Here is a 15,459-nt window from a genome sequence, read left to right as displayed (position 1 = left end):
CCGACATTCGCGACGGCCGAGCATCTGTGGCGTCGAGTGCGTTCTGGTGTTTGCAGTGTCTTCAATTGCCGCTTGACGAGATAGCATGTGTCACAGTCAGATTAGAACTGACGCCGTGCCCAACGGAAGGTCTCGGTGTCACGAGAGTGTCACAAGTCGGGACGGACGGGGGTGGACCGCGGCGGACGCCGATGGACGAACGTGCAGTTCAGGGCGCATTTCGTGAGTCCAGGTGAATCCACCTGATCCGGTCGTCGAAGCCTTGTAAGCGAAAGGTCGTCAGTTCAATCCTGACAGGAGGCTCTCGAATGCCCTGACCAGTAGGAATGCTTCGATTCCTCGACGCCGGCTCTGCTGTGGCGGATGCCACCGCCGTCATCACCGACTTCGGCTTCACAGCAGCGGAGGCGGGCGTACTGATGCCACTGGCGATAAGTGGCTACTGCACCGAGCATCTGCCGACCTGAGCCGCGCCACGCTTCGACCGACCCGACACGGCCCTCGTGAACGCGGTCGAGCGCACGGCGCGACGCCGCCGGCGCACAACCTGCTCGTCACGTCCACTGATGCACCGAGCTCACAGGGTCACAGCACTGACTGCGGCGCCGGTCCAACTCCCGGCGTACCCGCGTTCGACACCGACATGACCTCGTCCGACGGGGCATTGCGCGCCACCGCTGATCGCCTGTCTCGCTGCAGTCGCTCGTACAGTTCGACGAGCAACTCCGAGGACATCTCTGCATAGTTCATGTGACCGCCGCACCTCTATCGAGAGGGCGACTGTCGATCGGTCGTGCAGTACTCCCGAGTACTCGCCCGGGATGCCGCCACGGCGGGCGGGTGCGGGTCGAATCTGCGCCGCAGCGCGCACGTCGTCGCCGGAGTGAGGTCCTCATTCACGTGTGGTGAATCCGGTGGCGTACCCGGCCTGTGTCACTGCCGTCTTCCGGCTGATCGTCGATACTGCGTGCGGACGTGTGACACTGTGTCGGTTCGAGGCGTGAAAACCGCGCGGCAGGTTCGCAAGTCCGGGGAGGAGATTTCTGTGCCCTGGGATTCGCACGACGAGGCGAAACCGTCGTACGTCATCGTGGTCGGCGGCTCGGCAGGCGGACTGGACGCGCTCACCGCGATGCTCGGCGCGGTCGAGGTGGGCCTGGGTTGGTGTGTCGTCGTCGCGCAACACTCGGCACCGACAGGCACGAGCGAGCTCGCCCACCTTCTGGACCGCGCGAGCGCACTGCACGTGGTCGAGGCGGCCGACGGTGACGACCTGCGCCCGGACACCGTGTTCGTCGCCCCACCGGGTCACGACATCGCGGTCCGCGAACGAAGCATCTCGATCGTCGTCCCCGATCTGAACACGCGTCCCTGGCCGAGCATCGACCGCTTGTTCGTGTCCGCGGCGCAGGCGTTCGAGGATCGATCGGTGGCGGTCGTGTTGTCCGGCACGGGGAGCGATGGAGCGTCGGGGGTCGAGGCCATCGAGTCGGCGGGTGGCGTCGTGGCGGTGCAGGAGCGGGCGAGCGCCGCGTTCGACTCGATGCCGTCGGCGTCGTTCGCCACCGGGTCGGTGGACATCGAGGAAGCAGCTGCGGACATCCCGGGCGCGCTCGAACGGTTTCTCCGCGGCACTCCGCCCGACTCCCCGCCGTCCGAGGTCATCGGCACGGGCGTGGTCGACGACGTCGTGGCCGCGTTGTACGAGCAGAGTGGCCTCGATTTCTCGGGTTACAAGACCTCGACGCTGCAACGGCAGATCACCCGCCGCCAGCGCTTGTCGGCCATTGCCGAGATCGCGCTCTATCTCCAGCATCTCCGGCAGTCGCCGACCGAGGCCTCGGCGCTGGCCCGCGCCCTGCTGGTCACGGTCACCGCGTTCTTCCGAGACCAGGGCGTGTGGGACGGGCTGCGCGAGCATCTGGACGCGGTCGTCTCCGCGTCGGAGGGTGGTCAGGTCCGGATGTGGGTACCTGGATGCGCCACCGGACAAGAGGCGTACACCCTCGCCGTACTCGTCGCGGAAGCCCTGGCCGTACCGGATGTCGAACTGCCGCAACGGTTGAAGATCTTCGCCACCGATCTGGACGAGCGCGCACTGACGATCGCTCGGGTCGGGCGATACCCGATCGGCGAGCGGAATGCGTTGCCGGAGTATGCACGAGTGCGATGGACCCGTGATCTCGAGGGGGAGTTCGAGATCTCCCCAGTCTTACGGGAGTGCATTGTCTTCGCTCGACACAACGTGGCTTTCGATCCCCCGTTTCCCGATCTGAACATGATCTCGTTGCGCAACACGTTGATCTACTTTCAACCCCGGTTGCAGGAGCGGGCTCTGCAGCTGTGTCAGTTCGCTCTCAATCCCGGGGGACTGCTGCTGCTCGGGCAGAGTGAACGCGTACCGCGCACCGACGACGCCTTCGTCTCCGTCGACGCCGAGCGCAGACTGTATCGGCGACGGCAGAGTCCACGTGCCCTCGGCCTGCCGCTGAGCGGCATCGGGCACCCGGCCCGCGGGGCGAAGGTCGTCGATCGTGGAGACGTCTCACCGCGCTCGACAGCCGTCGGCGACCACTTCTACAGCGACATCGTCAAGGCGGTGGCGCCGTCGGCGCTGATCGTCGACGACCGAGCGGTACTCGTGGAGGTCATCGGCGACGTCACACCGTGGGTCGCCGTGAGCGAGGGGGTCCACAGCGGGCACGTCGTCGATCTGGTGAAGGACGACTACCGCGCGGCGGTGCGCGCGATGCTCAGTCAGCTCCGTTTCAGTGCGCCGCGCACGGTGACTCGGTCGATACGCAGCGACCGGGAGTCCGTTCGGATCTCGGTCACTCGCATCGACACCGCTGAAGGGAGGTCCGGTGCGGGCGCGATAATCGCCTTCCAGGCCGAGGCCGAGGCCGATTCGCGGCCCGAGAACACACCCGATGCCGACGTCGATGCGCCACCGGTGGAGGTGCGCGTCGAGCTCGACACCGTGTACGACGCGCTGCAGGCGACTGTGGAGGACCTCAGCGCATCCAACGAGGAACTGCAGGCCCTCAACGAGGAGTTGCAAGCCTCCTCCGAGGAACTGCAGGCATCATCGGAGGAGGTTCAGGCCTCGAACGAGGAACTCGAGGCGACCAACGAGGAACTCGTCACCCTCAATCAGGAACTCGCTGTCCGCGGCGCGGAACTGACCCGCGCGAACACCGACCTGGAGAATATTCAGAGCTCTCTGACGAACGGGCTCGTGCTGCTCGACCGGGATCTCCGCGTCACCCGGTACACCGCCCTGGCGGTGCGCTTGTTCTCTCTGATCCCCTCGGACGTGGGGCGCGAGCTGTCCGCGATACCGACCACCATCGCGATGCCCGGTCTGACCGACCTGCTCCTGCAGACTCTGGCGGGGGACTCGAAGATTCTCGAGTCGGGCGGCGACGGACGGGATCTACTGGTCCAGACCCAGCCGTACCGTGGGGACCACGAGGAGATTCTCGGCGTGATCGTCGTGGTCATCGACGTCACCGACATCACCGCCGAGCGCCGCGCCCGCGAACGCGCGCTGGCCAACCTCCAAGTCATTACCGACTCGGTCCGCGAGACGGTGTGGCAACGGGACTCGTCCGGGGCGTTGACGTTGCTCACCCGCCGGGTCGAGGAGATGTACGGGCTCGATCGGGCCAGGGTCCTCGCCGACCCGTCGCTGTTGCTGATCGCCGTGCACCCCGCCGATCGCGACCGTGTGGCCGCCGTGTCCGCGTCCGCGTCCCCTGACTGGCAGCTTCGCTACCGCATCGTTCGCCCGGACGGCACCGTCCGATGGATCGACGAATCGGCCGCTCGAATACAACCACCGGACGGATCGCCTCCGCTGCGCGTGGGGACCGCACTCGACGTCACCGAACAGCACGAACTCACCGAACAACTCGAGCGCCGCACCGAACTCGTGTCCGCCATGTTCGACTCGAGCTCGCTCGGACTACTCCTCGTCGACAGCGACGGGCGAATCGAGCGGAGCAGCCCCGCGATCGAGGCGATGACCGGACATCCAGCAGACGCGCTGACCGGCCGCATGGTACTCAGCGTCCTTCCGCCGGACGACCGTGCGCTCGACGACGACGACACACAGAGCCGCCGGGTACTGCACGCGGACGGGCACAGCACACCGGCGACGATCGAGATCCTCCGGAAGGCCGGCAACGGCCGCACCGTGGTGGTCGTTCACGACAGTTCCCGGCTACGCCATCTGAGTGCAGAGTTGGCCGCACGCGAGCAGTTCGACCACCAGACCGGGCTGCTCAACCGAGCGTTCTTCCGGGCGCAGGCCATGGAGATGGTCACGGCGGAGGGTGCTGCGTCCGCTGTGCTGTGGATCGACCTCGACGGATTCAAGGAGGTCAACGACCGACTCGGCCACCGGAACGGTGACCTCGTTCTCGGTGTCATCGCGACCAGACTCCAGCGCGCCGCGCGCACCGATCAGCTCGTCGGCAGATTCGGTGGCGACGAGTTCGCGATGCTCGTGACCGGGGCCGACGACCTCGACACGCTGGACGGCCTCGTCCATCGAGTGCTCGCTGCCGTTCGTGAACCTGTCGTCATCGACGACGTCACCGCATTCGTCTCCGCCTCGATCGGAGTCGCCGTGCAGCCGGTCGACGGGACCACCGTCGACGACCTGCTCCACAACGCCGACGTCGCGATGTACTCGGCGAAACAGAACGGTCGAGATCGGGCGGTCTACTTCACGGCCGAGATGGACCACGACGCCGATGTCAGAGCGACCATCCGCCACCAGCTCGCATCCGCGGTCAGAGCGCACGAATTCGAACTGCACTATCAACCCATCCGGTCCATCTCCACGGGTGCGACAGTGATGGTCGAGGCCCTCATGCGGTGGCGGCGAGACGGTGAACTGGTCACCGCGAGCGAGTTCATCACCCTTGCGACCGAGACCGGTCAACTGCGCGCCCTCGGGCACCTCGCCCTCGACTGTCTCATCGACGACGTCGCGGCCCTGTACCGGCAATTCGGTGTCGACCACCCGCGAGTCGCGTTGAATCTCTCCGTCACCGAGCTCCGAGAACGCGCGCTGATGGACAGGCTGCTGTCCTGGCACCCGGACGCCGGCTTCGACAGGATCGTCATCGAGGTCACCGAGCACGTGACCCTGATACCCGGTGATCGCGCTTTCGGTGCGCTGACGTTGCTGCAGAGACTCGGAGCGACGATCAGCATCGACGACTTCGGTACCGGGTACTCGAACCTGGAGCTGCTCGGGCGACTGAGACCAGGAATCATCAAGATCGACCGCACCCTCACCGAACGTGCCGCCGAAGACGTTCGCGGCGAGCGGATCCTCGACGCAGCCGTGCGGCTCGCCCATGCACTCGAGGCCACCGCGGTCATCGAGGGCGTTGGTGATGCGAGGCTGTCCGCCGTCGCCGCCGCGACCGGTGCCGAGCTGGCGCAGGGGTACTACCACGGTCACCCCATGCCCTTGCTGGACCTGATCGAGACGATCCGTGACGGCGGATGAAAGATCGCATACAGCAGTCGCTTTCGGTCCAGCCGCATGTAGCACCAGCGAGGCGTCAGCCGGCCGTGTGACACCGGGGACTCAGAGGTCGTCGAGTGCTACTCAGGTGGGTTCTGGGCGCCCGACCGCGTGCTGCCGCATCCACCGCGGCGTTACCGGTGGTCGGCGACATCCTCTATTTGCACGTCACCGAGTCGAGCCAATGGGCGAAGCGTGATGCGCAGAAGTACGGCTCGGCTTTCGGACGGAACGTATCCGGCACCCGCGTGACGTACGTGTCGGGTCCCGTGGAGGTTGCGGCGGTGAACGACGAGACGATCTGGGCACAGTCGAAGGTACTGCCGATACCACCCGCGCGGGACCGGCCGATCGTGTGATCGTCCCCGCGTCAGCCCATCGACTCGGCGGATGCCGGGCCCCACGACGCCAACATCGGAAGTGCCCGAGCAGTAGACGACTCGGGCTCGACGGTGTAGATGATCAAGCGTTGCTCCGGATCGAGGGGCGACACAAGAGATTCGATGCCGAACGAGAGACGGCCGACCACGGGATGAGCGATCTTCTTGTCGACGGACGTGCGATCCGCTACGCCGTGATCATTCCACCACCGGGCGAAGTCTCCACTTGCCAGACGTAATTCGTCGACCAGAACCGTCAATCGGGCGTCCGCGACGTGGCGTCCGACCTCGTAACGCATCGCACCCACCGCGGCCGACGCGTAATCGGACCAGTTGACGATTCGTTCCCTCGCACGCTGATCCAAGAAGAGCCAGCGCACCAACACGGCGCCCGCGTCTATCTCTGCCCCCAGGACTGCCCGCGCCAGCGTGTTGCACGCCAGGATCTCCGAGCGGCGCCCGAGGACGAGCGCAGGAACGTGGTCCATGATGGTCAGCACCCGGAGAAGACCAGGATCGGGACGCTGCGCAGACTCCCACGCACTCGAGCGTTTCCGGCGAAGCGGAGCGGCGAGATTCCGGAGGTGTGCGTCCTCGATCTCGTCGAGGCGCAAGGCCCGGCTCAAGGCGTCGACGATGTCGTCGGTGACCGTGTGCTGGCGACCCTGCTCCAACCGGCTGTAGTGGTCGGGGCTCAGTCCCGCGAGCACCGCGAGCTCCTCCTTGCGCAGGCCCGGAACGCGCCGCGGACCGGGAAACGGCGCAATCCCCGCTGTTGCCGGCGTGAGTGCGTCACGTCGGGACCGGAGGAACGCTCCGAGTGCGGATCTGTCTGCTGGCACCCTGCCGAGACTACGGAGACATCCCGGACACTGCCTGGTCACGGCGTGACCAGGCAGTGCTCGCCCTGGTGCGTCACGTGATCGCACTGTGGACTGGCCGTCATGAGCAACCCATCGAATCTGTCCGACCGCACCGCCGTCGTCACCGGCTCGACGAGCGGAATAGGCGCCGCTACCGCCCGCGAACTCGCGGCCCGTGGCGCTCGCGTCGTGATCACCGGGCGCGACGCCGAACGTGGTGCGCATCTGGTCGCCGAGATCGAAGGCGCCGGCGGATCCGCCGCGTTCGTGAACGGCGATCTCGCCGCGTCACCTGCCGACCTGCGTGCGCTGGCCGCCGCGTGGACCACCGCTCTCGACGGGCGGGTCGACATCCTGGTGCACAACGCGGCACTCTGCCCCGCCGTCGACACCGTGTCCCTCACCGACGCCGATCTGGCAGCGACACTTGCCGTCAACGTCCGGGCACCGCATGTTCTCACCGCAGCCCTGGCGCCGGCAATGGCCGAACGAGGCACCGGCGCGATCGTGGTCATCGGGTCGTGGATGGCCACGGTGGGCCATGCATTCGTCGGCCTGTATTCCGCCACGAAAGCGGCCGAAGCGCAGCTCGCTCGAAGCTGGGCCGCCGAGTTCGGACCGCAAGGGGTGCGAGTGAACACTGTTGCGCCGGGCGCCACGCGCACTCCGATCAACGACTCGAGTAGCGACGTCATCAGTCAGATGACGGCCGGCATTCCGGCCCAACGTCCGGGTAGGCCGGAAGAGATCGCGTCGGCCATCGCGTGGATGGTCTCGGATGAGGCGGCTTACCTGCACGGGGCGACGATTCCGGTGGACGGTGGCATCACCGCAACCCGTTAGGCGGCGGTGGCTGAGGTTCTCGTGGAGTGCACCTTTGCAGTTCGCCGAGTGACCCGCCGCGCACGGCTACTGTCGGACCGGTGACCTCGACGTGGACGACCGCAGACATCCCGGATCAGACGGGGCGGCGTTTCGTCGTGACCGGCGCCAACAGTGGCTTGGGTGCGGCCACGGCCCGAGCCCTGGGTGCTCGTGGGGCGGAGGTGGTACTCGCGTGTCGCAATACCGACAGGGGAGAGGATGTCGCCCGCGAGATCGGGCCGACTGCGACCGTTCGCGAGCTCGATCTCGCCGATCTGGCCTCCGTGAGACGCTTCGCCGACGCAACCGAGCCCTTCGACGTCCTGATCAACAACGCCGGTGTGATGGCGCTGCCGCAGAAGAAGACGGCCGACGGTTTCGAGATGCAGTTCGGGACCAATCACCTCGGCCATTTCGCGTTGACCGGACTGCTCGTCGACCGCATCTCCGACCGGATAGTCACGCTCTCCAGTCTCGCGCACACGAGCGGACACATCTCGATCGACGACCCCAACTTCGAGCACCGCCGCTACAGTCGCTGGGCTGCCTACGGCCAGTCCAAGTTGGCGAATCTGTTGTTCGCGTACAAGCTTCAGCGGCGCCTGTCGGAAGCGCGCTCCTCGGTCGTCTCCGTCGCGGCGCATCCCGGTATCTCGTCCACGAACCTGGCGTCCCATACCGAATCCGCCCTGGACAAGATTTTCTCGTTGGGAGCGGGCGTCATCGGTCAGAGCTCGAACATGGGAGCATTGCCGCAGCTGTACGCGGCGACGGTCGCCGGCGTCGAGGGAGGCTCGTACATCGGACCCGACGGGTTCCGGGAGATGCGTGGACATCCGACAGTCGTCTCGTCCAGTAAACGTTCGCGCGACTTGAAGCTCGCGACCGCCCTGTGGAATCTGTCCGAGCAGCTGACCGGGGTGAGCTACACGAGCCTGCGCCGGGACCCGCCCATTGCCTGAGGGTTCCACTGCCTGGGGGAGCACGCTGCCGAGATGCTGTTCACAGGCAGTCGCGTCACAGCGGAGACCGGCTTCCCGTCGGACTGTCCACGGGCGCCCGGTCACCTGTGACAACTGCCGACATGCCGCTCGATGTGACGAGTTGTCACAACGTGTTCGTCACTCGTTCGATGGACTCGGGTGGTCAGGGGTGGACTGTGCGCATGAATATCCACGACGGTCGGTGGACCTCCGGAGACTTCCGTGGACGGACACCGCTCGCGTCACGTCGACGTCGGAGGCGTGGAGCGTGCTGACTGCGCCCCGCACAGTCCACCGCTCGCCTCGGGAATCCCGCCTCTTCACTCCTTCTGCATGTTGTCGTGTCGCTGGCGTTGTCTGGTTCCGTAGGCGGCTTCCTTGACTGCGTCGTCGTCTTCGAGGCCGGATCCGAGGGCGCCGCCGATGGTGGCGATCGAGGCGAGGAGCCAGCTGAGTTCGAGGTAGTCGGCGACGGTCGCGCTGTGCCCGAGGGTGGAGGACAGGACGTGCGCTCGGAGGGAGAGCCAGGCGGTGAAGAGCAGCAGACCGAACAGGGCGATGTGGAGGACGACGACGCCGATGGTCAGGGTGATGACGGTCGCAGTGTTGTAGAGCCTCGAGCGTTCGCGGTTCTGGTCGGATTCGGGCCGTTCCCACAGTTCGTGGTCGATGACGAGCCAGAGGATGAGCGCCACCGTCGACAGGATCGTCGCCGCACAGAGGCGCCATCCGCCCATGGTGTCGGCGAACGACCAGATGGTGCTGGTGGACAACGCGAATGCGCCGGTGGCGAAGGCGCCGACGAGCACCTTGGACAGGCCGGTGACCAGCCGCCAGGGCCGGTTGGCTCGCACCATTCCCGAGAGCAGCCGGAGCCTGCGCAGTCCCTTCGGTGCGAGGTACCGGGTGCCGGTCTCGTGCTGTTCGGAGGGGAATCGTCTCGTGCCGCTCGTCGGTGCGAGTTCGGGTTCGCCGAGGATGCGTGCGAGGGCGAGTTCGACGATGGTGGTGACGCGTCGAGCGAGGTCGATGGCGCCGACGGCGGCGATGGAGATCAGCGCGAACGCGTGATCGGCGCTGACCTCGCCGATCACGGGGACGGTGTTGTCGCGGCGGGGGAGGTCGGTGAGGTAGACGACGATGTCCTCGTGGTCGGAGTCGGTGTCGACGGTGTCGATCACGTCGTCGAGCGAGGCGTGTTCGTCGGATACGAGGGGTTGTCGGCGCACGGTGGTGGTCCATCGGCGGGGCGGTGATCCTCGTTCGGTGAGGCGTTGGGGTAGGTGGTCTGCGAGGTACTCGGCGAGATCGGCGGGTTTGCCGGGGTCGGCGATGAGCAGTACCGATACGCCGTCTCCCGGTGGACGGGTGGGTCCTTCTCGGTGTGGGTCGTGGTCTGTCATCGCCCGGTGCTACCCGGTCGATCGACCGATAAATGTGACGACTGGCCGTCCGTGGTGGCTTTTCGCCAAGGCCGAGGTGCACGTGCAAATATCGAGCGGGCGGAGAACGCCGACACGGTCGACCTTGGGTGAGAACGCAGATTTCCGGCGCCGGGGATCTCGGAGCGCCCGAGGTGACACTGCGCGTCACACTTGTCGTTCGCGATGCGATCCTGTGGTCGAGGGCTGACCGATCGCGAGATGCGCGGCGTGCAGTGCCGCCATCACCACCGTTTCGTGCGGGCCGACCGAGGGGATGCTCGGGAACATCGACGAGTCCATCACGTGGAGGCCGTCGATTCCGTGCACGGCGCAGTGGTCGTCGACCACGGAGAGCGGATCGGTGCCCATGCGGGCACTGCAGCACATGTGCGCCGACGTTCCGAGCCTGTCCACCAAGCGCTCCGCGCGAGCACTCTCGACCACGCCGAACGACGACGCGAGCGTTCGAGCCAGAGCGACGCCGGCCTGCAGTCCGGCTCTGTCTCGTGGTGAAGTGAGGTAGCGGTATTCGATTCGCGGCGCGGCGAATGGGTCGGCCGACACCGGCGAGATGCGTCCGCGCGAGTCGGGTCGCATGACAGCAACACCCAGCACCGGATTCATCGGCGGCAGCCCGGATATCAACTGGTCGAAAGATGCTGTGTAAGGGCGGATCTCCACATCGCCGACGTGCAGGACGACGTCGAGAGCGCGGGTTCGCCCGCCGGACGGAGGTCGAAGCGGAACGTACGGCACCGTCACCTCCGGGTGATCACGAAACCCCACTCCCACGCCGGGCAGCGCATGGTGCACGTCCACGCCCACGTTCCGGAGCACTGCGGGGTCGCCGATGCCTGAATGCATCAGAAGCAGTGGTGTTCTCACCGCACCCGCGGTCAGGATGATCGTGTCCGCCCGGAGGACGAAGTGCCCGTCGTCGTCGGTGCCCGTGACGCCGACCGCGCGTGTCCCCTCGAGAAGTACCCGCGCGACACGGGTGCGCGGTCGCACGTCGACGAGATGGCGTACTGGCGCCAGATACGCGTGTGCCGTGGTGACGCGGTAGCCGTCCCGAACATTCGAGGGCACGGCCATCCACGCATCGGTGCCTTTCTCGGCTCGGCTGACACACGAGAACCCGGCTGACGAGCATGCTCGGGCGAAGGCTCGGCCGATCTCCGAGTCGATACTCGCCGTGGGCACCATGTGCCGCTCGACGTCGTCGTAACGGCGCCGGACCATGGGCCAGGACCATGTCGTCCGCGGCCAGGCGTCGAAGTCGGCAGAGGGGGCGCGGACAAAGTACGCACCGTTGACGGCGCCGCTTCCCCCGAGGACTCTGCCTCTGGCCATGAATCCTGTCCGACCGGCGGAGAGCTCGACCTCGAACGTGTCCACCCGCTCCGATTCGGGCCCGATAGGCAGCTGCGTCGCAGAGCGCAGATCCTCGGCGTCGATGTCGGACTTCCCGGCTTCGAGAAGTGCGACGGTGGCCCCCGCCGCAGCGATTGTCGCTGCGACAACGCATCCCGCACTACCGCCCCCGACGACGACGACGTCGAACGAGTCACCGGTGGTCACAGTCGGCCGTGCGTGTCGGGAGCCCACGATCGAACGGCTGCGGCGAGGGAGTCCCGCATCGATGCCACGAGCGAAGCGCCCTCGGCGGCGCTCGCACCCCGAGGGTCGCCCAGAACACCGTTGCTGGTGATCGCGCTCATCCCCAGGGTGCGTAGGCGCGGAAGCAACGAGGCGATCGGGGCGGTGATTCCCACCTCCACAGCAGACTCGTCGACCAGGTTCGGTGCGAGATGCATCATGAGGGACGTTTCCGTACGACCGGCGTGGGCATCGCCGCCGGCGACCGCGCAGGGAAACCATGCGACATCTCGGCCCTCGTATCGCAGGAGACCGACCGCGGAGACGAGGGACGACAGGTTGCCACCGTGGCCATTGACGAACACCACTCGATCGGCCCATCGGCAGATGGATCGGCCGTACTCGACGAGGACAGCGGTCAGTGCTTCGACTCCGAGAGAGACCGTGCCGGCGTAGCCCTCATGTTCGCCGCTGGCCCCATAGGCCAGGGCAGGGGCGAGAAAGGCGTCATCGAGAGACCCCGCGACTGCTGCGGCGACGCGGGTGTCGGTGTCCAAGGGGAGATGCGGGCCGTGTTGCTCCAGCGACCCCACCGGCACCGCCACCAACCGAGCCCCGACTGTCTCGCGCGAGCGCATCGCTCCCAGGTTCGAGGACTGAGCGGGCCTCGACGACGACACGCTGAACCGCCCTACCGTCAGGACGACCGACGTGCGGAGGTCAGCACGGTGGTGGCAGCATCGGACACTGTCGGCGCGGGCACGCTCTCGCCCAGCCGGCGAGTGAAGCCGTCCGGAACGACGATGTCTTGCGGGGTCAGGTCGTGGATCGAACTCTTGCCCATGCCGAGCAGCGCGCTGTCTGTGCCCATACGCAGCACATCCAGAACGTTCTCCACACCGGCCTGCCCGTTCGCGGCGAGCCCCCACAGATAGGCGCGGCCGATCATCACTGCGCGGGCACCGAGGGCGACGGCTTTGACGACATCGCTGCCGCGGCGGATTCCGCCGTCGAGTAGTACCTCGATCTCGTCGCCCACGGCCTCGGCGACGGCGGGCAGCATACGGATGGTGGCCGGTGTGCCGTCGAGGTTGTTGCCGCCGTGGTTGGAGACGGAGATCGCGGAGAAACCGGCGTCGACGGCTCGGTGGGCGTCGTCGATGCGGGAGATGCCCTTGAGCATGAACGGGCCGTCCCACTGCGCACGGAGCCAGGCGATGTCGTCCCAGGACGGCGGTGGAGTCTGTTGCCACATGCCGTACGCGCCGAAGAACGTGGGTAGCTGAGGTGCGCCGGCGGGCAGGATGTTCGGCGTCGTCAGGTCTGGAACTCTGCCGGTTCGTGCGAACTTGTACAGCCAGGCGGGACGGAGAATGCCCTCGGGTGCGAACTTGACCATGGCCGCGAGATTCATCTTCTCCGGAATGGCGGGGCTGCCCCAGTCGCGCCCGTAGGAGAACGACCAGTCGAGGGTGAGGATCATCCCCACCGCCCCGGCAGCTTTCGCCCGTTCCATGCGGGCGACCATCTCATCGCGGGTGCCGAGCCAGTAGACCTGGAAGAGTGTCTGCGGGTTGGCCGCCGCCACGTCCTCGACCGACTTCGATGCGAACGAGGACAGGCCGATGGCGGTGCCACGTGCCGCCGCCGCACGAGCCACGGCAACCTCACCGTCGGGGTCGACCGCCTGAACTCCCGTCGGCGAGATGATGACAGGCATGGAGATGTGCTGCCCCATCACCGTTGTCGACTGATCACGCTCGTGACAATGTCCGGCGACACTGGGTGCGAATCCGAGTTCGCCGAAGGCCGCGAGATTGTCGTCGTAGGTGCTGCCGCGTTCGGAGCCGGCGATCAGTGCGGAGTACACCGATGCCGGGAGTCGCTTCTTCGCTCGTCTCTGAGCTTCGGCGACAGTCTCCATCCAGGCGGGTCGTGACCAGGGGGTGCGCATGGTGTCAGTCCTTCTCTCGGGGCATTCCCGCAAGGGGGCTCTCGTCACACAGTTTCGGAGCCGGTCGGCCTCCGCCCTCCACGAGGGCGGGTGCGCCGTCGCGGCGGGTGAGCAGCGTCAACGGAATCGACGCTTTCGGGGTGGACCGCTTCCCGGTGCGTGAGTGGTCGACGCTCGATTTCGGGACGGTGCCGCGGTCGGCGGCGAGCGCGGATTCGCCGTAGCCCTGGACGCATTCGGGGTCGGGGCCGTCCATGGGCAGTCCGGTGAAGAACTTCGCGGCCATGCATCCGCCGCGGCAGGCGTCGAAGTGCGCGCACTTGGTGCAGGCGCCGCTAGTCTGCGGTAAGCGCAGTTCCTGGAACAGTTCCGAGGTCTGCCAGACGGCCTGGAAGCCGCCCATGTCGGGGGTGGCGTCGCGGACGATGTTGCCGGCGAGGAACTGTTCGTGGATGGCGAAGGGGCAGGCGTAGACGTCGCCGATCGGGTCGATCAGGCACACCACTCGTCCTGCGCCGCACAGGTTGAGCCCCGGCAGGGCGTCGCCGAAGGCGGAGAGGTGGAAGAAGGAGTCGCCGGTGAGCACACCGTCGCCGTTGGCGACGAGCCAGTCGTAGAGTTCGCGCTGTTGTCCGGCGGTGGGGTGCAGGTCGTCCCAGACGTCGGCGCCGCGACCGGACGGGCGCAGGCGGGTGATGCGCAGGGTGGCGTCGTAGGCGTCGGCGAGGGCCTTGAACTCGTCGAGCTGGGAGACGTTGTGCCGGGTGACGACGACAGAGATCTTCGCGTCCCGGAACCCGGCGTCCTTCAGGTTCTTCAGGGCGCGGACGGCCATGTCGAACGAGCCGGGGCCGCGGACGGCGTCGTTGACCTCGGCGGTGGCGCCGTCGATGGAGATCTGCACGTCGACGTAGTCGGACGCGGCGAGCCTCGCGGCGACCTTCTCGTCGATCTTGACGCCGTTGGTGGAGAACTTCACGCCCACCTGGTGGGCGGTGGCGTAGTCGACGAGTTCCCAGAAGTCGGATCGGACGGTCGGTTCACCGCCGCCGATGTTGACGTAGAAAACCTGCATCTTCTGCAGTTCGTCGATGATCGACTTGCACTGCTCGGTGGACAGTTCCCGGGGGTCGCGCCGCCCGGAGGAGGACAGGCAGTGCACGCAGGAGAGGTTGCAGGCATAGGTGAGCTCCCACGTCAGGCAGATGGGGGCGTCGAGCCCGAGTTCGAATTGGTCGACCAGGCGGCCTACCGGTTGCTCGGGGCGGGCGAGAGTGGAGGTCATGCCGGGCCTTCCTTCACGTGAGTGGGAACGATCATCGTCGAGTCCGCGAGAGCGGCGAGTGCCTGCGCGTAGCGCGGCATCGCTGATTCCTCGATTCCCATGGCCGACATCGCGGATCGTGCATCCGGATGCGATGACAGCGAGGTGACCAGTGACACGATGACGGTGTTCTTGAGGAACGAGAGCTTGCGGGTCCCGAAGTGATACAGCAACGCCCCGAACGGTTCCGGGCGCAACGCGACCTGAGGATTGAGCTGCCACGCCAGGGCCAGGTCCACCGTTCGGGGCGATGCAGCGAGCACGTCGGTCACGGCCGACTCAGTAGACGCCGCACATGCCGTCGATGGAGACTTCCTCCACCAACGACTCCTGAACCAATGGCTCCTGCTGCGACGTGTCTGTCGTCTCGGTGGGATCGCTGTGAGTCATGACGTACCTCCGGTCTCGGGTGTCTCGAACGCGCATTCTCGGGTGAGGTGCGTGAATTCACTGTAGGACCGAGAGAGATTCAGGTGTCCGATGTTCCTCTGTGACAGGCCTGTTGGCGCCCGAGGACTGCCCG

At 66.6% G+C, this 15,459-nt stretch carries 14 protein-coding genes; 5 read left to right on the top strand and 9 right to left on the bottom strand.

What is annotated here, in order from left to right; genetic code table 11:
* Nucleotides 1-326: 326 nt before the first annotated feature.
* A complete protein-coding gene (locus tag HQ306_RS05825) occupies nucleotides 327-467 on the top strand; it encodes a hypothetical protein (RefSeq protein WP_222628176.1) in 141 nt (46 codons plus the stop codon).
* 118 nt (nucleotides 468-585) lie between these two features.
* Here the strand turns inward: HQ306_RS05825 and HQ306_RS05820 are convergent, their stop codons facing one another.
* Entirely contained in the window at nucleotides 586-750 is a 165-nt protein-coding gene (locus HQ306_RS05820) for a hypothetical protein (protein WP_222628174.1), read from the bottom strand.
* A gap of 295 nt (nucleotides 751-1,045) precedes the next feature.
* Between HQ306_RS05820 and HQ306_RS05815 the strand changes: the two genes are divergently transcribed.
* Nucleotides 1,046-5,527 (top strand): EAL domain-containing protein, encoded by a 4,482-nt coding sequence (locus tag HQ306_RS05815; protein ID WP_308115486.1) that lies wholly within the window; start codon nucleotides 1,046-1,048, stop codon nucleotides 5,525-5,527.
* A gap of 158 nt (nucleotides 5,528-5,685) precedes the next feature.
* Nucleotides 5,686-5,904, top strand: coding sequence for a cytochrome P450 (locus HQ306_RS05810; protein ID WP_222628172.1), 219 nt, complete (start codon nucleotides 5,686-5,688; stop codon nucleotides 5,902-5,904).
* 11 nt (nucleotides 5,905-5,915) lie between these two features.
* Here the strand turns inward: HQ306_RS05810 and HQ306_RS05805 are convergent, their stop codons facing one another.
* The gene (locus tag HQ306_RS05805; RefSeq protein ID WP_222628170.1) at nucleotides 5,916-6,767 is read right to left on the bottom strand and encodes a helix-turn-helix transcriptional regulator; all 852 of its coding nucleotides are present in this window, start codon (nucleotides 6,765-6,767) and stop codon (nucleotides 5,916-5,918) included.
* 102 nt (nucleotides 6,768-6,869) lie between these two features.
* On the opposite strand from HQ306_RS05805, the gene HQ306_RS05800 reads away from it, so the two are divergent.
* Together HQ306_RS05800 and HQ306_RS05795 are read left to right on the top strand one after the other, a co-directional pair.
* Entirely contained in the window at nucleotides 6,870-7,631 is a 762-nt protein-coding gene (locus HQ306_RS05800; RefSeq protein WP_222628168.1) for an SDR family NAD(P)-dependent oxidoreductase, read from the top strand.
* An 80-nt stretch (nucleotides 7,632-7,711) separates the two neighbouring features.
* Nucleotides 7,712-8,614, top strand: a complete 903-nt coding sequence (locus HQ306_RS05795) for an oxidoreductase (protein WP_222628166.1) — start codon at nucleotides 7,712-7,714, stop codon at nucleotides 8,612-8,614.
* Between the two features lie 341 nt (nucleotides 8,615-8,955).
* Here HQ306_RS05795 and HQ306_RS05790 read toward each other — a convergent pair whose 3' ends face one another.
* From HQ306_RS05790 to mftA, 7 genes are all read right to left on the bottom strand, one after another.
* On the bottom strand, nucleotides 8,956-10,038 hold the full coding sequence (locus HQ306_RS05790; RefSeq protein ID WP_222628164.1) for a hypothetical protein: 1,083 nt from the start codon (nucleotides 10,036-10,038) through the stop codon (nucleotides 8,956-8,958).
* 186 nt (nucleotides 10,039-10,224) lie between these two features.
* Complete coding sequence (mftG, locus tag HQ306_RS05785; protein ID WP_222628162.1) at nucleotides 10,225-11,640, bottom strand: mycofactocin system GMC family oxidoreductase MftG; 1,416 nt, start codon at nucleotides 11,638-11,640, stop codon at nucleotides 10,225-10,227.
* Entirely contained in the window at nucleotides 11,637-12,296 is a 660-nt protein-coding gene (mftE, locus tag HQ306_RS05780) for a mycofactocin biosynthesis peptidyl-dipeptidase MftE (RefSeq protein ID WP_222628160.1), read from the bottom strand. The genes mftG and mftE overlap by 4 nt, the downstream gene beginning before the upstream one ends.
* Nucleotides 12,297-12,355: 59 nt before the next feature.
* Nucleotides 12,356-13,612: a pre-mycofactocin synthase MftD gene (mftD, locus tag HQ306_RS05775; protein WP_222628158.1), complete on the bottom strand. Its 1,257-nt coding sequence runs from the start codon at nucleotides 13,610-13,612 to the stop codon at nucleotides 12,356-12,358.
* 4 nt (nucleotides 13,613-13,616) lie between these two features.
* Nucleotides 13,617-14,897, bottom strand: coding sequence for a mycofactocin radical SAM maturase (gene mftC / locus HQ306_RS05770; protein ID WP_222628156.1), 1,281 nt, complete (start codon nucleotides 14,895-14,897; stop codon nucleotides 13,617-13,619).
* Nucleotides 14,894-15,208, bottom strand: a complete 315-nt coding sequence (gene mftB / locus HQ306_RS05765; RefSeq protein WP_308115586.1) for a mycofactocin biosynthesis chaperone MftB — start codon at nucleotides 15,206-15,208, stop codon at nucleotides 14,894-14,896. Before mftB ends, mftC begins: the two co-directional genes overlap by 4 nt.
* 7 nt (nucleotides 15,209-15,215) lie before the next feature.
* On the bottom strand, nucleotides 15,216-15,326 hold the full coding sequence (gene mftA, locus HQ306_RS05760) for a mycofactocin precursor MftA (RefSeq protein ID WP_155957132.1): 111 nt from the start codon (nucleotides 15,324-15,326) through the stop codon (nucleotides 15,216-15,218).
* Nucleotides 15,327-15,459 lie beyond the last annotated feature (133 nt).

It is taken from the genome of Rhodococcus sp. BP-160, assembly GCF_019836205.1.
Lineage (GTDB): Bacteria > Actinomycetota > Actinomycetes > Mycobacteriales > Mycobacteriaceae > Rhodococcoides.
The sequence above is the reverse complement of the archived record's forward strand: the minus strand, read 5'-3'. Positions and strand labels throughout refer to the sequence as shown.

Bases quoted from the DNA above. Each gene is read 5' to 3' on its own strand.
- HQ306_RS05790 (WP_222628164.1), bottom strand. From the start codon at position 10,038: ATGACAGACCACGACCCACACCGAGAAGGACCCACCCGTCCACCGGGA.
- mftC (WP_222628156.1), bottom strand. From the start codon at position 14,897: ATGACCTCCACTCTCGCCCGCCCCGAGCAACCGGTAGGCCGCCTGGTC.
- HQ306_RS05820 (WP_222628174.1), bottom strand. From the start codon at position 750: ATGAACTATGCAGAGATGTCCTCGGAGTTGCTCGTCGAACTGTACGAG.
- mftD (WP_222628158.1), bottom strand. From the start codon at position 13,612: ATGCGCACCCCCTGGTCACGACCCGCCTGGATGGAGACTGTCGCCGAA.
- HQ306_RS05800 (WP_222628168.1), top strand. From the start codon at position 6,870: ATGAGCAACCCATCGAATCTGTCCGACCGCACCGCCGTCGTCACCGGC.
- mftE (WP_222628160.1), bottom strand. From the start codon at position 12,296: ATGCGCTCGCGCGAGACAGTCGGGGCTCGGTTGGTGGCGGTGCCGGTG.
- HQ306_RS05825 (WP_222628176.1), top strand. From the start codon at position 327: ATGCTTCGATTCCTCGACGCCGGCTCTGCTGTGGCGGATGCCACCGCC.
- mftA (WP_155957132.1), bottom strand. From the start codon at position 15,326: ATGACTCACAGCGATCCCACCGAGACGACAGACACGTCGCAGCAGGAG.